Source organism: Spirulina sp. CCNP1310, from assembly GCF_034932185.1.
Classification (GTDB): Bacteria; Cyanobacteriota; Cyanobacteriia; order Cyanobacteriales; family Spirulinaceae; genus Spirulina.
Genome location: NZ_JAYGHW010000072.1, coordinates 1 through 16,918 on the forward strand (window position 1 = coordinate 1; position 16,918 = coordinate 16,918).

Genomic DNA, 16,918 nt, shown 5'->3' on the forward strand with positions numbered 1-16,918 from the left:
GGTTTTTTCGGCGGCGCTTGATTCGACCAAATCCTTTTGCCATGAGCTTTTCTCCCTGAGTCTTCCTCCTCTAGCCTCTCACATTTTTCCCTGGGGGCTCAGTTTTTTCTTTTTTTCGATGTGCCCTGTATTTTAATCACCTCTAGATAGTCGTGATGTTACTTGTTTTACACTTTGATTCACTTTTTTGTAATCGCGATAAATTCCATACCCCGTTTTAACAACTTTAACGGTTGTTTTAGGGTGCTGGATAATCGCCTTGCTAATCTGCGGAGCATGAGTCACAGTTTCCTTAATCACCCTTTTTTCAATTGCCTGAGTTAAATTCTTCTGCATCGGCCGGTGTTGTTCTGTTTCTGAACCATTCTGAGGCAGCCAAGGAATACCTATCAACAAGATATTGATTGACAGCAAAACAGATGTGAACCAAGCAATTATTTGATGATATTTCATGTTATTTACAACCCAATCACAAATAAACTTTCCTTGAGCGATCGCGCCAAATCTTTAGAGATGGGCAACCGATCAATTTCCTTGAGCAACGCCGATCGCCCCTCCCGTTGAGAGCGGTATTGATAGATATTCAGCAACAACTGCTCAATGCCCACCTTCGCCAGCGCATCCGTGATCAAACCCGTGACCCCCAATAGCGCAATTCCCCCCAACATCCCCCCCGGCCCCAGAAACGCCAACGCCGCCGTAATCGCTGCCGCCCCCGCTAAACCCGTCGTCGCCATCGTCACCACCAGGATGATCCCCGGCAAACCCAGAGCCGCCACCTTGCGAACCACCTCATCCATACCGCCAACCTCCAAAACACTGGATATCAACCCGACCCTAGCCCCTCCTCCTAGAAACCCTATCCATCAGCTTGAACCGCAAATTCGCCACCGTCAAGCCAGAAAAAGTCGGAAAAAGACGGAATTCGCCCCAATTTTATAAAGAAATTATGATCATTTTTCCAAAAAGTCGGATTTTAGCGGAAAATGACGACAAAATTTCAACCTGTAGGTTAATTCAAGTATGGATTGGCAAGAAATATTGCACCGCATTGACCACATCGTCAATCAACAAACCGGCAAACACCTCTCCGACCTCCAAGCCGCCATCCTCAAAGGGGTGCTCAAGGGTCAACGGTATGCCAGCATCGCCCAGGACTACGGCTGCACCACCGGCCACATCAAAGACACCAGCTACAAACTCTGGAAAATTCTCTCCCTCGCCCTCGGCGAACCCATCCACAAAACCAACATTCGCGCCACCCTCGAACGCCAAGCCCTCAATCTCACCAATCCCTCACCGAAATAAGAGCGATCGCACCACGCTAAAATAGTAGTACGATCCTTAACTCAGCCATTGAACCCTCTGCTTTTCCATGCAACTCAAAGACCAATTACAACAACAACGAACTGAAATCTTAGCCATTGCCCAACAGCATGGCGCGTTTAATGTGCGCGTTTTTGGCTCAGTAGCACGGGGGGAAGAACAGGAAAATAGTGATATTGATTTTTTAATTGATTATGATTTAGCAAAAATATCTTCTTGGTTTCCTGTCGGCCTGATTCAAGACCTAGAAAAACTCTTAAATCGTAAGGTTGATGTTGTCACTAGCAAATCATTACACTATTTCATCCGTGATAAAATCCTTAAAGAAGCCATCAAATTATGAACCCCTTTGCTCAAGAACGCCTCCTCTTTACCCCCCAAACCCCCGATGATCGCGCCATTCCGATGATCTTTGCCTTCCCCAATACCTACACCGTGGGCATTACTAGCTTGGGGTATCAGGTCGTTTGGGCCACCTTTGCGATGCGGCGGGATGTGGATGTGCGGCGGCTGTTTTTGGATGTGCAAGAACCCCTACCCCCTACACCGGAATTGGTGGGGTTTTCCCTCAGTTGGGAACTGGATTATGGCAATATTTTGACGATTTTGGAACAGTTGAATATTCCCCTCCATGCCACAGAACGCGATCGCCACCATCCTCTGATCTTCGGCGGCGGCCCCGTCCTCACCGCCAATCCTGAACCTTTTGCAGACTTTTTTGATGTGGTGTTATTGGGGGATGGGGAGGCCATTTTAGACCCCTTTATTGCCGCCTATCAGGAAGTACGGGGGGCGAATCGCTCCCAACAATTGCGCCATCTTGCCCAAGTGCCAGGGCTATACGTTCCCAGTTTGTATCGCGTCGAATATGCAGAGATCACGGGGGCGATCGCCACCATTGAACCCCTCGATGCAGACATACCCCCCCACATCACCAAACAAACCCACCGCAGCAATACGCTCCTCGCCTCCACCGTGGTAACAGAACAAGCCGCTTGGGAAAATATCTATATGGTGGAAGTGGTGCGCAGTTGCCCCGAAATGTGCCGCTTTTGCCTGGCTAGTTATCTGACGCTCCCCTTTCGCACCGCAGACTTAAACGCTTCCTTGATTCCCGCCATTGAGCGGGGGCTAAAGGTGACGCGCCGCTTGGGCTTGTTGGGGGCCTCGGTGACGCAACACCCGGAATTTTTCGACCTGATCGCCTATCTCAACCGGCCGGATTATGCAGATGTGCGCGTTAGTATTGCATCCATGCGCACGAATACCGTTACTGTCGAACTGGCGCAACTATTAGCGGCCCGCGATACCCGCTCGATCACGATCGCCGTGGAAAGTGGCTCAGAACGATTGCGGGGGATCATTAACAAAAAGTTGAGTAATGCAGAGATCCAAACCTGCGCCGCCAATGCTGCCGCTGGCGGGTTAAAGGCGATTAAACTCTATGGCATGGTGGGATTACCAGGGGAACAGCCGGAAGATTTAGAGGCAACGTTAGCCATGGCTCAGGCGTTGAAAAAAACTGCGCCAAAACTGCGCTTTACCCTCGGTTGTAGCACGTTTGTCCCCAAGGGCCACACCCCCTTTCAATGGTATGGCGTGGATCGCAATGCCGAAAAACGCTTGAAAGCATTACAAAAGGGATTGCGATCGCAAGGATGGGATTTTCGCCCGGAAAGTTATAACTGGTCGGTGATTCAGGCTTTAATTTCCAGGGGCGATCGCCGCATCACGCCTTTATTAGAATTAACCCGCAACTATGGCGATTCCCTCGGCAGTTATAAACGGGCCTTTAAAACCCTCAAGGGGCAACTCCCCCCCCTCGATTATTATGTTCATGACCATTGGGATCACGATCAAGTTTTGCCCTGGCAACATCTCCAGGGGCCGCTCCCGGTGGGAACATTAAAACAACATCTCGCCACCGCCGAGGCACTATTTTAACCAGTTATCCACGAATTTTGTGAGGGCGAAAAATTTTTCGCCCCTACATCGTTAAATGGTAATGGGTTAGCTTTGTTTAGCCATAATGAGCAATCAGATCGGCCACCCAGCCGAGGGCGGCGGAGGTGCTGCGAAATTGGCCGGGGAATTGGCTTTGGAGATGGGTGGCGATCGCCCCCAACGTTTCCCCCCGTTCTAAATCGGCAAACACCCATTGCGCCATCCGTCCCCTGGGGGAAAGACCAGGGGCGTAGTCGCTGCGGCGGGTGGCGAAGGCGGCGGGATTGAGGGGTTGGCTTTGGAAGGTGGATTGTTTGAACGTGAGGGTTTCGGCTTGTTGTTGGATCGTGGTGTGCCATTGCCATACATATTCGCCATGGATCAAATTAGCTTGGAGATGCACCGTGAGGCGATCGCCCTTCCCCAACACCACCGGCCTGGGCCAAGGGAAAAACCCCTGACCATAAACCAAGGGCGTTTCCCCCGGCCGATTACTAAAACCAATTCCCCCCCACAATGTTGTTTCAAACCATAGCCCCAAACCGTGACAGAGGCTTTCCGCTTCGATTTCCCAAGCGAGATCCCCTTGCACATGGGGAGAGGCGATCGCACCATAATCTAACGTGGCCCATGATTGCGCCTCCCCTAAACAAGCCTCTGGGGGAATCAGTACCTTGCGCCATTGGTGCGTGATGTAGGGTTGGGCGGCGGCAAAATCAAAACCTTGGGGTTGGGATTGCCAAGGCGTTGTGTAGTGGGTGGCGTAGATTTCCGGTAAATGTACCAACGTGGCCCACAGGCGATCCTGCTGAGGAATCAGCACCCCCCCAGTCGCCAGCAACCGTTCCCGCACATCAATAATCGTCGGGATATGCTGACCAAACAGCGGCAACACCCCCCGCAGATCCGAAACAATCACATCCATTTTTTCCGGGAACGTTAACTGCGTAATATCCCCCTGTTGGAGGTGAATGATCTCACTATAACCGTTGGCTTTAACGAGGGTTTTGGCGATCGCCACCACCGGATCGAGATCCACCCCATAGACCCGCCGCGCCCCACACCGTGCCGCAATCAAGGCATGAATCCCCGTACCCGTGCCAATATCGAGGGCGATCGCCCCCGGCTGCACCGTCGCCATTAACGCCGCCTCATAGGCCGCCATCCGCCCTTGATCCGCTACCATCTTGCCGTAGCCAAACAAGTTATACATCCCCATCCACCTCCTAACCTTGGGGCTATTGTCCCCCATCGCCTCTAAAATTCCCAAGGATTCCTGACGGGGCCGATGAAGGGAATCAAGAAACGCTAGGCTAGAGAAAGTTTTTGCAAGTTAGAGAAGTCATGAAACGTCGCAGCCGCCCGGCCTACGATCGCCCCCCAGAACGTTATGATCGCCCTGCTGCACCCCGTAACCCAGGGGGCGGCGGCCCTTTTAAGTCCTTCAACTATGGGACGGCGGCCTTATTAGGAGGGGTGTTTGTCTTGGGCTTGGGGGCAGGGATGGCCTTAAGCCTGTCCCCCGGCGATAACATTGCTAACGTCGCTTCGCGGGAAGTGATTGATCGCAGCGCCCCCAATGCCGATATTTGTCTGCAATATGGGGCCAGTGCGATCGTCACCGATATGCGCGTCTTTGTCACCCTCAACCCCTTCAATGTCTACGTCACCCAACCAACCATGGAACCCGGTTGTGTGTTACGGCGCAATAACTGGTCACTGTTGCAGCAACGCAAACTTGTCACCAATGAGCAGGTCAATGATTGTAAAAATCGCATGAACACCTTCGGGTTTACAGGAACGCTGGAAAGTGCGAATCCGAAAATCACCTGTATTTATCAAAACAATGCAGCGGGGAACCTGTTCTTAAACCGCCCTGGCATGGTGGATGCGCCTCAGGAGAGGGAGAATTGTTAGGAGGAGGGGGGAGTGGGGAGTGGGAAGGGGGGAGTTGGAAGTGGGAAGTGGGAAGTGGGGAGTGGGAAGTGGGGAGTGGGAAGTGGGAAGTGGGAAGTGGGGAGTAGGGGCGTTGGCGTAAGCCTGCCGGAGGCACAAAAATCTTTCGCCATTACACCACCTAGCGCTTCGCTCTATCCCCTCTCTGCTTCCTTTTAGAGATTTTTAACCCAGACCAGGGGCGAACTTTCCCCATTCCCCGTACAATCGAAAGGGCATAATTTTGGAGCGATCGCCCTTGGCTGCCCCTCTCCCCTGCATCGGTTGGCGTGAATATTTGGCTCTTCCCGATCTGGGCATTGATTCGATCAAAGCTAAGATCGATACAGGGGCGCGATCCTCGGCGCTCCATGCCTTTGAGATTCAGGGGGGGGAAGAAAATGGCCTGGCGATCGTTCAATTTAAAGTACATCCCCAACAGCGCTCCACCCGCCTCACCATCACCACCCAAGCCCCCCTATGGGAAGAGCGCACCGTCAAAAATTCCGGCGGCCATGCCCAACTCCGGCCCGTGATCCGCACCACAATCACCCTCGGCGGCCAAACCTGGCCCATTGACCTCACCCTCACCCGGCGGGATGCCATGGGGTTTCGGCTCCTCTTGGGCCGTGAGGCTATTCGCCATCGCTTTTGGGTGGATCCGGGACGCTCCTACCTCCAATCTGTACGGCCCCCCAAACAGAACCCCAGCCTCACCCCTCACCCTTGATCCCTTCATTTATTGCCTGCCCGCCATGGCCATGAAAATCGCAATTTTGTCTCAGGATGCCTCTCTCTATTCCACCCGTCGCCTCCGGGAAGCGGCGGAGGAAAAGGGCCATGATGTGCGGGTGATCAATTACCTGCGCTGTTATATGAATATCACCTCCCACAATCCAACCATCGTCTATAACGGCAAGACGCTGGAAAATTTCGACGCGGTGATCCCCCGGATTGGGGCATCGCGGACATTTTACGGCACGGCGGTGGTGCGGCAGTTTGAGGTGATGGGCGTGTTTAGTGCTAATGAATCCCAGGCCATTTCGCGATCGCGCGATAAACTGCGCTGTTTACAAATTTTGGCCCGGGAGGGGATTGGTTTACCCGTAACGGGGTTTGCCCATGCGACGGAAGATATTGATGGCTTAATTGATACCGTCGGCGGTGCGCCCTTGGTGATTAAGTTGTTGGAGGGAACCCAAGGGTTAGGGGTGGTGTTGGCGGAAACGAAACCGGCGGCGCGATCAGTGATCGAGGCCTTTCGGGGGTTAGAAGCGAATATTTTGGTGCAGGAATATATCAGTGAGGCGAAGGGGGCGGATCTGCGCTGTTTTGTCGTCGGCGGTAAGGTGGTGGCGGCAATGAAAAGGCAAGGCCCCCCTGGGGAGTTTCGCTCCAACCTCCATCGCGGCGGCTCGGCCACGGGCGTTAAGCTCACGCCGGAGGAACGGAGTACAGCGGTGCGATCGGCGAAAGCGATGGGGCTACGGGTGGCGGGGGTGGATTTGTTGCGATCTAATCATGGCCCGGTGGTGATGGAGGTGAATTCTTCCCCCGGTTTGGAGGGGATTGAACGATCTACGGGGGTGAATGTGGCGGGTAAAATCATTGATTTTATTAGCAAGAATGCCAAACCCGGCAGCGGGCGCGATCGCATTCAGTATTAGCCTTTTCCCTCGTCGATGGTCCTTCCTTCTTTAGAGCATTCCTAGGCATTGGCAACGGCGGTAGGGGCGAAAAATTTTTCGCCCTCTGGATCGTCGTGAGCGGGCAACCCTAAAGAATTGCTGCGATTTTTTCAGGGGGATCAGGGTTGTGGTTCAAGATGGGATCAGACCCTCGATTCCCAACGCTCCTATGCTCGAACATGATGTGATCATTGTCGGTGGTGGCTTGGCCGGTTGCCGCGCCGCCCTCGAAATTAAACGGACTAACCCTAGCTTTAACGTCGCCCTCGTCGCCAAAACTCACCCGATCCGCTCCCACTCCGTCGCCGCTCAGGGGGGGATTGCCGCCAGCTTGCAAAACGTCGATCCTGAAGATAGTTGGGAGAGCCACGCCTTTGATACGGTTAAGGGTTCCGATTATTTAGCAGATCAGGATGCGGTGGAATTCCTCACCCGTGAGGCTCCGGATGTGATTATTGAGCTAGAGCATTTGGGCGTATTGTTTTCGCGGCTCCCCAGTGGACAGATTGCTCAACGGGCCTTTGGCGGCCATAGCCATAAACGCGCCTGCTATGCGGCGGATAAGACCGGCCATGCGATGTTGCACGAATTGGTGAGCAACCTGCGATCGCACGGCGTGATCCTCTATGAAGAATGGTACGTTTTAGAACTGATCGCAGCGGATCATGTGGCGCAAGGGGTGGTGATGTACAACATCCTCAATGGTCGGCTGGAGGTGGTGCGGGCTAAGGTCGTGATGTTTGCAACGGGGGGCTATGGCCGGGTCTTTAACACCACATCCAATGATTACGCCTCGACGGGGGATGGTTTGGCCATGTGTGCAAGGGCGGGGTTGCCCCTCGAAGATATGGAGTTTGTCCAGTTTCACCCCACGGGCCTTTATCCGGTGGGGGTGTTGATTTCAGAAGCGGTGCGCGGCGAGGGGGCTTATCTGCGCAATAGTGAGGGCGATCGCTTTATGGCCCACTATGCCCCCAACCAAATGGAATTGGCCCCCCGCGATATCACCTCCCGCGCCATCACCCTCGAAATTCGCGCCGGTCGGGGCATTCACCGCGATGGCACAGCGGGGGGGCCATTTATCCATCTGGATTTGCGCCACATGGGGAAAGAAAAAATTATGAGCCGCGTTCCCTTTTGCTGGGAAGAAGCCCATCGCCTTTTGGGGATTGATGCGGTGGAAGAGCCGATGCCGGTACGGCCCACAGCCCACTATTCCATGGGGGGGATTCCGGTGAATACCTCCGGCCAGGTGCGCCGCAGTGGGGAGCAGGTCGTAGAAGGATTTTTTGCGGCGGGGGAATGTGCCTGTGTATCGGTGCATGGGGCCAATCGCTTGGGGAGTAATTCCCTGTTGGAATGTGTGGTGTATGGCCGGCGGACGGGGGGGGCGATCGCCCAATCCCTCCCCAGCCGCAAATTACCCGACTTCGACAGCGCCCCATGGATCAACCGCGCCCGCCAACGGTTGCAAGCCTGGCTCCAACAAACGGGAGATCTTCGCATCCATGACCTGCGCCAACGGTTTCAGGACTGCATGAGCGAGCATTGTGGTGTATTTCGTAATGCGGCAACAATGAAAGCTGGGTTAGATCGCCTCCAAACCTTGAAAGGAGAATTAAGCCGGATTCAGTTGGGCGATCGCACCCTCGGTTGGAATACCGAACTGATCGAAGCGTTAGAGCTGGAAAACCTGATGATTGTCGGGGAAGTGATCCTCACCTCCGCCCTCCACCGTGAAGAAAGTCGCGGCGCTCACTCACGGGAAGATTTCCCCCAACGGGATGATCAACGATTCCTCCAGCATACCCTCGCCTACTATTCCCCCCAAGGTATTGATCTGGTCTATATGCCCGTGGTAATTAACCGTTTTGAACCCAAGGAGCGCAAATATTAGAGATTTTTTTGCAAAATCCGCATCAATAATGTAGGGGCGTTGGCGTAAGCCTGCTGGAGGCACAAAAATTTTTCGCCCCCAAGCCCATCAATATTTACAACCGGATTTACACCGGATTTAACCTCTGCGACGTTGAGCAAACCATTGGGACAGTTGAGCGCGGCAGGCAGCCGCCTCGATGCCCGCTAGCACGGGGAGGCGATGGTTTGAACAGGAATGATCCGGCAGATTTAACAAACTCCGTATCGTACCCGTTTTGGGGTCATCCGTACCATAAACCAACAAGCCTAGGCGGGCTTGGAGGATCGCCCCCGTACACATTGGGCAAGGCTCCAACGTGACATAAAGCGTACAATCCTCTAGCCGCCAAGTTTGCAGCCTTTGGCTAGCGGCTTGAATAACAAGGATTTCAGCGTGGGCTGTGGGATTGCGATCGCGCTCCTTCCGATTGCCCCCCTGGGCGATCAACTGCCCCATCCCATCCACCACCACCGCCCCCACCGGCACATCCCCCGCCGCCCCTGCCTGTTCCGCTTCCCCTAGGGCGCACCGCATCCAATGGCAATGGCGATCGTAGACTTTCGGGGTCAGGGTTTGGAGATTAAACGTCATGGGCAAACAACCAAAAAAGCTAGAGTTTTTGTACTCTAGCCTAAAGTTTGAATTAAATCTGTGAGGAGCTTCGATGGAAGTCGGTTAACATAGTCCCCCGTATCAATGACGGGGGATTCTGGGTTCAGACAGCAATTGCGGGCGTAGCCCGTCTTATTCCACCTCGCCCAATGGACAATGCCTTGCCCATACGGTTTAGGAAGAATTACTGAGCCGGTTTATCGGTTTCTCCTTCAGTAGGAGCAGCTTCGGTTTCAGTTTCGGTTTCAGTGCCGGTCATGCCTTCGCTTTCTGTCTCAGCAGGAGCAGCTTCGGTTTCAGTTTCGGTTTCAGTGCCGGTCATGCCTTCGCTTTCTGTTTCGGCAGGAGCATCAGTTGGAGTAGCTTCGGTTTCGGTTTCCATTTCTTCGGTGGGTGCAGCTTCAGTCTCAGGGGCTTCCGGTGCAGCACAGCCTACAAAGCCGATACCAAACGTGGCGACAAGGATAAGGGTGAGTAAGGATTTAACTTTCATCTTGATCTCCTTCGAGTAATGATTAGGATGTTTTTGGAACACAAACACTTAAAAAACGACACATAACTTAGCGGACTGCGGAGCAGTGCCTCGGTTGATTGTGTTGCTGAACACAACGACTGTGTATCGAAAGACACTATAGCAAATCCCATTCCATTGTTACGGGAATTTTTAGTCACAATTGATAAGAATACTTAAACAATCTTAAAGATAGGTGGGCAGTCAACCCTCGCTCCTGAGTGGATGGCGGTTGAGCTGAACCCTAGTCCAAGTGAGTCATTGCGTCCTTTCCCCTCGTGAGGGAGTAGGGGTTAGGACGGAGGCGATCGCCCCAACCTAGACGACGCTCCCCCCAGGGAAATTTCCCCCATGCCCTAACGCTTGAATTTTGCAAAGCCAGAACTGGCCTCAATTTCAGCAAAAATGAGCCACTTTTATTTCATCAAATTTTGCAATCATCCCTTAAGGGGGGATTAAGGGGAGGTTAAACCGTCGTTGTCACCATGGCCGCCAAAAGCTGATCCGCCGTGACCGCAAAGGGCAAATGGTGCAGATCCGAATCCGGGTGACAGGCCAGGGCCGCCCCTTGACGGAATTGGGCTAAAGGTACATCCCCCAACCCCAGATCCTCCAAACTTTGGGGCAAACCGAGGCGATCATAAAACTGGAGCAACTGTTGGCGGGAGCTTTGGGCGAGTTGATTATTTTGCAATTGCTCCTCTAAACGCAACTGCACCAAAATTCCATAGGCCACTTTTTCGCCATGGAGGGCATCATGGGCGGCGGGGATATGGGTAAGGCCATTGTGGACAGCATGGGCTGCTACCGTGCGGCATTGCGCCCCCCCTAAACCGCCAATTACCCCCGCCAGCAACACCGTACCATCCACCACCTCACACCAATCGGGGCCGCCGGGTTGAGCGAGGGCCGCCTCGGATTTTTGCAGCAAAATATCTCGCAAAATTCGCGCCTGCTGTACCGCTGCGATGATCAGCGTTTGGGGGGATGTGCCGCTGCTGACCGAAGCTTCATACCATTTGGCGATCGCATCTCCAATTCCCGCCACCAACGTCCGAGGGGGAGCCGTGAGGATCACGTCATAGTCCAAAATCAAAGCGTTGGGGCATTGGGGCAAAGGCACATCGTATTGAAAGGCCCCCGCTTCGGAGTAGATATTGGAAAGAGCCGTCCAAGCGGCACAGGTGGCCCCGGAGGTGGGTAACGTGATGATCGGCAATTGGCATTGATGGGCGAGGAGCTTGGCCGTATCCAATGCTTTACCACCACCTACGCCAATAATCAGATCCCCCTGATGGCGGTTCACCGTTTCCCGCAGTTGGGTGAGGGCGGTTTCGCTGCAATCGGGGTGATAGGTGGCGGTGGTGAAGGCTAAATCTACCCCTTTGAGCGTGGGGAAGAGGGCGGATTCAATGGCGGCCAGGGTGCGATCGCCCCCCACCACCACCGGCCGCGCCCCCCACTGCTGAAAAATCGCCCCCGATTGGGCGATCGCCCCCCAACCCCGCACCACCTGGGCCGGAGCAATAGCGAGGGTCGTCGTAGCGGTGCGCGTGGTGGTCAAAGGGGGAGAATTAACCATGGTTGGGGGAGAAATGTTGTTTCTTTTAAAGATACAAAATTTTCAGCGTGCGAGATAGCCGATTAAATCCCAGGGCTATGGTCGTATCCTTGCAGGTGACGATCCAAAGACCAGATGAAAATACGACAACTTGGCGTTTTTCTGACCATCTTTTCCCATTCTTTGATGATCGATAAATCTGCGATTCCTGCCCCCTCCTTGGCTTTCTCAGGAAAGTCACTCAACCATTCCCCAACTTCTTCCATATTCGGCAGTTGCATCACTTGCCAAGGGGCTTCGCCGTTAATGGCTTTCCGGACTTCTTCAGTGAATAGTTGAGCAAATCGACGACGGTTGCCACCATCGCTGAGTTGAGCGATATGATTACCCGTTTCATAAATGACAGCCATCGGTAGAAGAAAACTGGTATCCTTCTGAATGAATTTTGCTAATTGCTGCATGACTTGATTACGTTCACTATTCCGATGGGGAATATTCAGCACATTGCAGAATATCGAAGTATCAACAATTGCCACCCCTTTCATTCTCCGGTTGCTCCCACCGCAGCAAGATTAGCAAGCCACTCCATCGCTTTCTGCTTTTTCTGATCTGTTCCCGGATGTTGTTTCACAAACCGCTCTAACAGTCCACGGGTCATCAAATGCCCCACGGAACCTTGAGCAATCAGTTCCGGATAGTCGGGAATATCTTGCAATCTGATTAACTGACTGGAGCCATCTCGAGGACTGCGATAGCAAAAGACTGTTTCTGGAATCGCCTCATCGGGCAGGGCATCGAGAAGGGCGGGATTATGGCTACTAATTAAGACCCGTAGATCCCGATCTTTGGCAATCTTTGTAATTCGCGCTAATAAATCCGCCACTCTACTAGGGTGTACACCATTATCAATTTCTTCAATCACCACTAAACTTTGCTCCGGTGCAGAAAGCATCACCGCCGCAATGGCAAGCACACGCAAAGTTCCATCTGAAAGCAGGGAAGCATCATAAGTTCTTGATACGCCCCCAAAGGTTTCAACCAACTGCAACATCACTTCATCACGGGGGGTTTCGATGAATTTGATATCTTCAATATCTTGCTCAGGTAGACTTTGAATAAAATCCAGAACCAACCTTTTAAGATCGGGATTAAGACATAAGTTATAAATTACACCTGACAAATTAGTACCATGCTTTTGCAGAATTTGATCAGCTTTATGACCATAGGATCGCATTAAAATCGGTTCAGGCTCAAGAAATATGATATTGCTTAAATAACGAACATAGTTTTCTGCAATTTTTGGAATAGTTTCGCGACTTTTTGTATTTTCTGGACGAAAACGAATCTCACTTAAAAGCTGTGTAAAAATTGCCATCTGACTACTACAGACAATGCTAGGTTTTTTACCTCCTCTGGCAAAATTATGATAAGCAACAAATAAATCACTTCCCGCTCCTTGGGGTGCGCTCGTAATTTCGTAAAGGGGAACGGCTGAAGTTTGACTGGTGATTTTTTCCTGGATCACATGGAGATCACGATCTTCCTCCAGACTGAACTCAATGGATAATTTTTGCCATTCTGGCTCTGTTGTGACACAAGCAATACCAAAAGTTTTTGAGCCTTGATATCCTAGATCTTGTAGTTCTCCTCGCAAAACTTGATCTTGCGGATACAAGCTGGCCAAGAAGCTCAATCGTTCCCCTGTGGCTATTCTGGCGAGTAAGTGTAACGCTTCAATCACATTACTTTTGCCAGAAGCATTGGCTCCGATGAGAACCGTTAATCGACCCAGCTTTAAAGAGCCGGATCGATAACTTTTGAAATTTCTCAATTCAATTTGAGTTAACATCTGATCGGTTCCACGGCAATTTTTAGGGAGGGGCGAAAAATTTTTGTGCCTCCGGCAGGCTTACGCCAACGCCCCTACAACAATTTTTAACTTGCCTCTTTGGCCGGAGCCGGGGGCAATTGGGCAAAATTGTCTTCATAGACCTTCACCGCCACCTCATTCCCATTGGCTTTTGTGGCCTCACCCAGATAGAGCGGGATCGAGAGGCCCGGTTCTGGGTGGATCACTGCCCGCGCCCGTACCATCACCCGTTCACCGCCACGACCAAAGGGGGCGAGGTCTAACGCCGCCTGTTCTAGGGTGGCCTCAAGCTCCGAGGGTGTCACCGTCGGGGGAACCACCACGACAACGTGGGCCGCTGCGTCGTCATAAACGAGTTTATAGCGCACCGATCCCGTCACTTTTGTGTAATTAAACAGGCCCAAACTTACGCCCAAGGCTCCGACGGTTAACACAATCGTAAAGGCCGTTGCCCCAAACAGGCGGAAACGGATCCCCCATTTCAAGAAAAAGGCGAGGACGGTGAGGAGGAAAAAGAGGAGGGAGGCGATCGCCAGCCCTTGGAAATACACCGTTAAATCAGTAGGAATGTTCATGAGAATTTTTGAGTAAATTTAGGATTTCATTGAGGCAATTGCCCCTTGGGCCATGGCGGCGATCGCCTGATCCGTAGCGCGGGGAATCCGGTAATATTTCCCCCCCGCCTGCTTCGCTAACTCCTGGCCAAAGCCCGTAGCCACAAACTTTTTCTCCGTATCAATCATCAGGAGCTTAAACCCCGTGCCGCGAATTTTGGCGGCAATATCGAGGAGTTCCGCCTTAATATCCGGCTTTTCCCCTTCGGGGAGTGTTTCCCCTAGGGATTTTGCTAAAGGAATATTGCCCCGGCCATCGGTAATCGCCACAATCACCACCTGGCCAATATCCCCGGACATCTTCGCATTCATCCCCACCTGTACCGCTTGGGTTAAGCCATGGGAGAGGGGCGATCCGCCACCACAGGGGAGTTTTTCCATGCGGAGTCGCGCCATCGTAATCGATCGCGTCGGGGGCAGTAACACATCCGCCTGTTCGCCCCGAAAGGGAATCAACGCCACCTGATCCCGGTTTTCATAGGCTTCCGTCAGCAGACGCATTACCGCCCCCTTCGCCGCCTGCATCCGGTTCAAGGCCATCGACCCCGACGCATCCACCACAAAAATAATCAACGCCCCCGCTTTACGCGCCAACCGCTTCGATCGCAAATCCCCCTGCTCCACAATCACGCGGCGATGGGGTTCCCGCTCCCGGCGGGCCCGTTGATAGGGGGCGGCGGCCCGGAGCGTGGCATCGACGGCAATGCGCCGCACTTTCCCCCTCGGTAGCATCGGCTTGACATACCGGCCCCGGTCATCGGAAAAAATCATACTGCGGGAGCCGCTTTTGCCTTGACGGTTGGCCATTTGGGCAAAATACAACACCGAAGGATCGAGGATCACCCCTTCAATATCAAAAACGAATTCTTCGGGGATCTCCGGTGTGTTGTCCTGTTGCTCATCTTTGTCCTCCTCCTCTTGATCCTCATCATCTTCACCCTCATCTTGCTGATCCTCCGGCGGCGGTGGAGGGGGCGGTGGGGGTGCGTTTTGATCCTCTGGGGGGGTTTGGGCGGCGGTGGAGCGCGGCACAATCACCAATTCAACGGCCTTACGCAGATCATCGGCGGCTACGGTTTCCCGGCCTTCCAAGGCAGCGGCGGCCTTCGCTACCCGCACCGCAAACAGTTCCGCCCGATGGCCCATCACTTCCCCCCGAATCGCCTCTTCTACGAGGTATTGAATTTGCGCCGGGCTGATCTGGACATCTTTTAAATATTCCCGCGCCAGGAGAATATCGGTTTTCATCCCCTCGCTATCGCTGCTGTACTGTTGGGCAAAGGCGGCGGGATCATCGGCGTAGCCCGTCACCTGGCCGACCGCCGTCACCCGTTGATCGAGGGAGAGCACACCATCGGCGGAAAGGGTGATAGCAATGCGATCGCACAAATGCTCCCGCAATGGCCCCTCTTCCGGGTTGAACGTGGCGATTAACAGCGGTTGGCAGGGGTGTTCAATGCTGATCCCTTCCCGTTCGATGCGGTTGCAGCCATCGGTGAGGACGGAAAGGAGTTGGTTGCTGATCTGGTCGTCGAGGAGGTTGATTTCGTCAATGTAGAGTACGCCGCGATGGGCTTGGGCTAACAGGCCCGGCTGAAAGACCGGCTGCCCTTGGGCCATGGATTGCTCCACATCTACAGAACCCAAGAGGCGGTCTTCGGTAACGCCGAGGGGAATTTGCACAAAAGGGGCGGGGATAATTTCCGTGGCTTCCCCTGATTCGGGGGCGGCGTTGCAGTAGGAGCCGCTGGCGATTTCAATGGGGGGCAACAGGCTATGGATGCCCCGGGCCATCACGGATTTAGCGGTTCCCCTGCGGCCGGCGATCGCCACCCCCCCCAAGCCCGGATCAATCGCAGCAAGGAGCAGGGCCAGCTTGATGGCTTCCTGGCCCACAATGGCCGTGAGGGGGAACGTGGTTTCGGTGAGGCGTTTGGGGGCAGTGGTGGGCATGGAGGGGAGGGGCAATAGGTACGCTGGCGCAGATCGCCAACTAAATCTGTAGCCCCGTATTTTAAACCATCTTCGGCCAGAGCTAAACCTTTGGTGGTGACACAAGGGATTCAATCACCGCCTGATACCGTTGGGGATCAATCTCGGCTTTGGCACTGATCATCACCGCCACATTTTCCGGATCAAGATCGAGAAAAAATTGCTTTAACTCTGAATCCGAAAGGGTTTTCGGATCCCAATATTCATGACAAAGGGGGGCCCAATCGGGGTAATGGCCGCTGGCTTCCCCCAACACCTGATCCACAAACGTACCGTACAAAACATATTCCGAAAATTGCCAACATTGGGCAACGGCTTTAATCCAGGATTTGCCCAAGGTGGCTTCAATGTGGTTGCACATTTTGATCACATTTTCCTGTTTCCAAGTAATCACATTGCCGACAAAATTAGGATGCTTTTGCCCCGGTTGAAAATCCGGTAAGCCGAGGAGTTGATGAGCATTGATAAACCAGGGGGTAAAGCTATCGTTTTGGTAACTGGGAACGCGAAAGAGGCGAATCTGATCTCCATCCACAAAAGTTTTAAAATCAAAGGGACGCACAAAACAAACATCGGAATCGACAAAAGCAAACACATCTTTGGGGAGGGTTTTTGCCGCCATAATTTTAACGATTTGCTGCAAAAGCCAATTGCGGATCGGTAGAGTTTTGACGCTAAACCAAGTTTTTTTAACGGTGGGAATGCGGAAAATCCACCAAGGCAAGAGAGATTCTACCGTAATGATTTCGGTATTATAGTTTTCGAGGGTTTTAAACAGTTCTAAATCTCGTTGATCGACAATAATATAATGGGTAAAGGGTTCAATAATACAGCGTTGAACCGTGGCGGCAAGGAGGCGACACCGTTCAAAATCTGGGGCATAGCTGAGGGTAATGATGCCAAACTGAGGGAGCGCAGAGGATGCCATGATTGTTTTGTGAAGATAG

The 16,918-nt window shown here is 52.9% G+C and carries 18 protein-coding genes; 7 read left to right on the forward strand and 11 right to left on the reverse strand.

What is annotated here, in order from left to right:
- Nucleotides 1-132: 132 nt before the first annotated feature.
- Both VB712_RS13060 and VB712_RS13065 read right to left on the reverse strand, forming a co-directional pair.
- Nucleotides 133-453, reverse strand: coding sequence for a hypothetical protein (locus VB712_RS13060; RefSeq protein ID WP_323255377.1), 321 nt, complete (start codon nucleotides 451-453; stop codon nucleotides 133-135).
- Between the two features lie 5 nt (nucleotides 454-458).
- Nucleotides 459-800, reverse strand: coding sequence for a hypothetical protein (locus VB712_RS13065; protein ID WP_323255378.1), 342 nt, complete (start codon nucleotides 798-800; stop codon nucleotides 459-461).
- Between the two features lie 223 nt (nucleotides 801-1,023).
- Here VB712_RS13065 and VB712_RS13070 point away from each other — a divergent pair, with 223 nt between their 5' ends.
- From VB712_RS13070 to VB712_RS13080, 3 genes are all read left to right on the forward strand, one after another.
- Nucleotides 1,024-1,308 carry a hypothetical protein gene (locus VB712_RS13070; RefSeq protein WP_323255380.1) on the forward strand — a complete coding sequence of 95 codons (285 nt, stop codon included), beginning with the start codon at nucleotides 1,024-1,026 and terminating at the stop codon, nucleotides 1,306-1,308.
- A 67-nt stretch (nucleotides 1,309-1,375) separates the two neighbouring features.
- Nucleotides 1,376-1,669: a nucleotidyltransferase family protein gene (locus VB712_RS13075; RefSeq protein ID WP_323255381.1), complete on the forward strand. Its 294-nt coding sequence runs from the start codon at nucleotides 1,376-1,378 to the stop codon at nucleotides 1,667-1,669.
- Nucleotides 1,666-3,270 (forward strand): radical SAM protein, encoded by a 1,605-nt coding sequence (locus VB712_RS13080; protein WP_323255383.1) that lies wholly within the window; start codon nucleotides 1,666-1,668, stop codon nucleotides 3,268-3,270. Before VB712_RS13075 ends, VB712_RS13080 begins: the two co-directional genes overlap by 4 nt.
- Nucleotides 3,271-3,346: 76 nt before the next feature.
- On the opposite strand, the gene VB712_RS13085 is transcribed toward VB712_RS13080, so the two are convergent.
- Nucleotides 3,347-4,483 carry a 50S ribosomal protein L11 methyltransferase gene (locus VB712_RS13085; protein WP_323255385.1) on the reverse strand — a complete coding sequence of 379 codons (1,137 nt, stop codon included), beginning with the start codon at nucleotides 4,481-4,483 and terminating at the stop codon, nucleotides 3,347-3,349.
- Between the two features lie 131 nt (nucleotides 4,484-4,614).
- Between VB712_RS13085 and VB712_RS13090 the strand changes: the two genes are divergently transcribed.
- The 4 genes from VB712_RS13090 to VB712_RS13105 all read left to right on the forward strand — a co-directional run bounded on the left by VB712_RS13090 (nucleotide 4,615) and on the right by VB712_RS13105 (nucleotide 8,790).
- Nucleotides 4,615-5,187 (forward strand): DUF3172 domain-containing protein, encoded by a 573-nt coding sequence (locus VB712_RS13090; protein ID WP_323255387.1) that lies wholly within the window; start codon nucleotides 4,615-4,617, stop codon nucleotides 5,185-5,187.
- Between the two features lie 277 nt (nucleotides 5,188-5,464).
- Nucleotides 5,465-5,935: an ATP-dependent zinc protease gene (locus tag VB712_RS13095; protein WP_323255388.1), complete on the forward strand. Its 471-nt coding sequence runs from the start codon at nucleotides 5,465-5,467 to the stop codon at nucleotides 5,933-5,935.
- A gap of 31 nt (nucleotides 5,936-5,966) precedes the next feature.
- Nucleotides 5,967-6,872 (forward strand): 30S ribosomal protein S6--L-glutamate ligase, encoded by a 906-nt coding sequence (gene rimK / locus VB712_RS13100; RefSeq protein ID WP_416236341.1) that lies wholly within the window; start codon nucleotides 5,967-5,969, stop codon nucleotides 6,870-6,872.
- Between the two features lie 190 nt (nucleotides 6,873-7,062).
- Nucleotides 7,063-8,790 (forward strand): succinate dehydrogenase/fumarate reductase flavoprotein subunit, encoded by a 1,728-nt coding sequence (locus VB712_RS13105; protein WP_323255393.1) that lies wholly within the window; start codon nucleotides 7,063-7,065, stop codon nucleotides 8,788-8,790.
- 117 nt (nucleotides 8,791-8,907) lie between these two features.
- Here the strand turns inward: VB712_RS13105 and tadA are convergent, their stop codons facing one another.
- The 8 genes from tadA to VB712_RS13145 all read right to left on the reverse strand — a co-directional run bounded on the left by tadA (nucleotide 8,908) and on the right by VB712_RS13145 (nucleotide 16,899).
- Complete coding sequence (gene tadA / locus VB712_RS13110) at nucleotides 8,908-9,402, reverse strand: tRNA adenosine(34) deaminase TadA (RefSeq protein WP_323255395.1); 495 nt, start codon at nucleotides 9,400-9,402, stop codon at nucleotides 8,908-8,910.
- A gap of 205 nt (nucleotides 9,403-9,607) precedes the next feature.
- Nucleotides 9,608-9,916 carry a hypothetical protein gene (locus VB712_RS13115; protein ID WP_323255397.1) on the reverse strand — a complete coding sequence of 103 codons (309 nt, stop codon included), beginning with the start codon at nucleotides 9,914-9,916 and terminating at the stop codon, nucleotides 9,608-9,610.
- 484 nt (nucleotides 9,917-10,400) lie between these two features.
- Complete coding sequence (locus VB712_RS13120) at nucleotides 10,401-11,516, reverse strand: iron-containing alcohol dehydrogenase family protein (RefSeq protein WP_323255399.1); 1,116 nt, start codon at nucleotides 11,514-11,516, stop codon at nucleotides 10,401-10,403.
- A 62-nt stretch (nucleotides 11,517-11,578) separates the two neighbouring features.
- Nucleotides 11,579-12,040 (reverse strand): hypothetical protein, encoded by a 462-nt coding sequence (locus VB712_RS13125; RefSeq protein ID WP_323255401.1) that lies wholly within the window; start codon nucleotides 12,038-12,040, stop codon nucleotides 11,579-11,581.
- On the reverse strand, nucleotides 12,037-13,344 hold the full coding sequence (locus tag VB712_RS13130) for an ATP-binding protein (RefSeq protein ID WP_323255403.1): 1,308 nt from the start codon (nucleotides 13,342-13,344) through the stop codon (nucleotides 12,037-12,039). The genes VB712_RS13125 and VB712_RS13130 overlap by 4 nt, the downstream gene beginning before the upstream one ends.
- Before the next feature lie 86 nt (nucleotides 13,345-13,430).
- On the reverse strand, nucleotides 13,431-13,940 hold the full coding sequence (locus VB712_RS13135; protein ID WP_323255405.1) for a Ycf51 family protein: 510 nt from the start codon (nucleotides 13,938-13,940) through the stop codon (nucleotides 13,431-13,433).
- Nucleotides 13,941-13,958: 18 nt separating this feature from the next.
- A complete protein-coding gene (bchD, locus tag VB712_RS13140; RefSeq protein ID WP_323255408.1) occupies nucleotides 13,959-15,932 on the reverse strand; it encodes a magnesium chelatase ATPase subunit D in 1,974 nt (657 codons plus the stop codon).
- 82 nt (nucleotides 15,933-16,014) lie between these two features.
- Nucleotides 16,015-16,899 carry a DUF6492 family protein gene (locus tag VB712_RS13145; RefSeq protein ID WP_323255409.1) on the reverse strand — a complete coding sequence of 295 codons (885 nt, stop codon included), beginning with the start codon at nucleotides 16,897-16,899 and terminating at the stop codon, nucleotides 16,015-16,017.
- Nucleotides 16,900-16,918: the final 19 nt, after the last annotated feature.

What these genes read in the sequence shown, in the direction of transcription:
- VB712_RS13060 (WP_323255377.1), bottom strand. Translation starts at nt 453, where the DNA reads ATGAAATATCATCAAATAATTGCTTGGTTCACATCTGTTTTGCTGTCA.
- VB712_RS13065 (WP_323255378.1), bottom strand. Translation starts at nt 800, where the DNA reads ATGGATGAGGTGGTTCGCAAGGTGGCGGCTCTGGGTTTGCCGGGGATC.
- VB712_RS13070 (WP_323255380.1), top strand. Translation starts at nt 1,024, where the DNA reads ATGGATTGGCAAGAAATATTGCACCGCATTGACCACATCGTCAATCAA.
- VB712_RS13075 (WP_323255381.1), top strand. Translation starts at nt 1,376, where the DNA reads ATGCAACTCAAAGACCAATTACAACAACAACGAACTGAAATCTTAGCC.
- VB712_RS13080 (WP_323255383.1), top strand. Translation starts at nt 1,666, where the DNA reads ATGAACCCCTTTGCTCAAGAACGCCTCCTCTTTACCCCCCAAACCCCC.
- VB712_RS13085 (WP_323255385.1), bottom strand. Translation starts at nt 4,483, where the DNA reads ATGTATAACTTGTTTGGCTACGGCAAGATGGTAGCGGATCAAGGGCGG.
- VB712_RS13090 (WP_323255387.1), top strand. Translation starts at nt 4,615, where the DNA reads ATGAAACGTCGCAGCCGCCCGGCCTACGATCGCCCCCCAGAACGTTAT.
- rimK (WP_416236341.1), top strand. Translation starts at nt 5,967, where the DNA reads ATGAAAATCGCAATTTTGTCTCAGGATGCCTCTCTCTATTCCACCCGT.
- VB712_RS13105 (WP_323255393.1), top strand. Translation starts at nt 7,063, where the DNA reads ATGCTCGAACATGATGTGATCATTGTCGGTGGTGGCTTGGCCGGTTGC.
- tadA (WP_323255395.1), bottom strand. Translation starts at nt 9,402, where the DNA reads ATGACGTTTAATCTCCAAACCCTGACCCCGAAAGTCTACGATCGCCAT.
- VB712_RS13115 (WP_323255397.1), bottom strand. Translation starts at nt 9,916, where the DNA reads ATGAAAGTTAAATCCTTACTCACCCTTATCCTTGTCGCCACGTTTGGT.
- VB712_RS13120 (WP_323255399.1), bottom strand. Translation starts at nt 11,516, where the DNA reads ATGGTTAATTCTCCCCCTTTGACCACCACGCGCACCGCTACGACGACC.
- VB712_RS13125 (WP_323255401.1), bottom strand. Translation starts at nt 12,040, where the DNA reads ATGAAAGGGGTGGCAATTGTTGATACTTCGATATTCTGCAATGTGCTG.
- VB712_RS13130 (WP_323255403.1), bottom strand. Translation starts at nt 13,344, where the DNA reads ATGTTAACTCAAATTGAATTGAGAAATTTCAAAAGTTATCGATCCGGC.
- VB712_RS13135 (WP_323255405.1), bottom strand. Translation starts at nt 13,940, where the DNA reads ATGAACATTCCTACTGATTTAACGGTGTATTTCCAAGGGCTGGCGATC.
- bchD (WP_323255408.1), bottom strand. Translation starts at nt 15,932, where the DNA reads ATGCCCACCACTGCCCCCAAACGCCTCACCGAAACCACGTTCCCCCTC.
- VB712_RS13145 (WP_323255409.1), bottom strand. Translation starts at nt 16,899, where the DNA reads ATGGCATCCTCTGCGCTCCCTCAGTTTGGCATCATTACCCTCAGCTAT.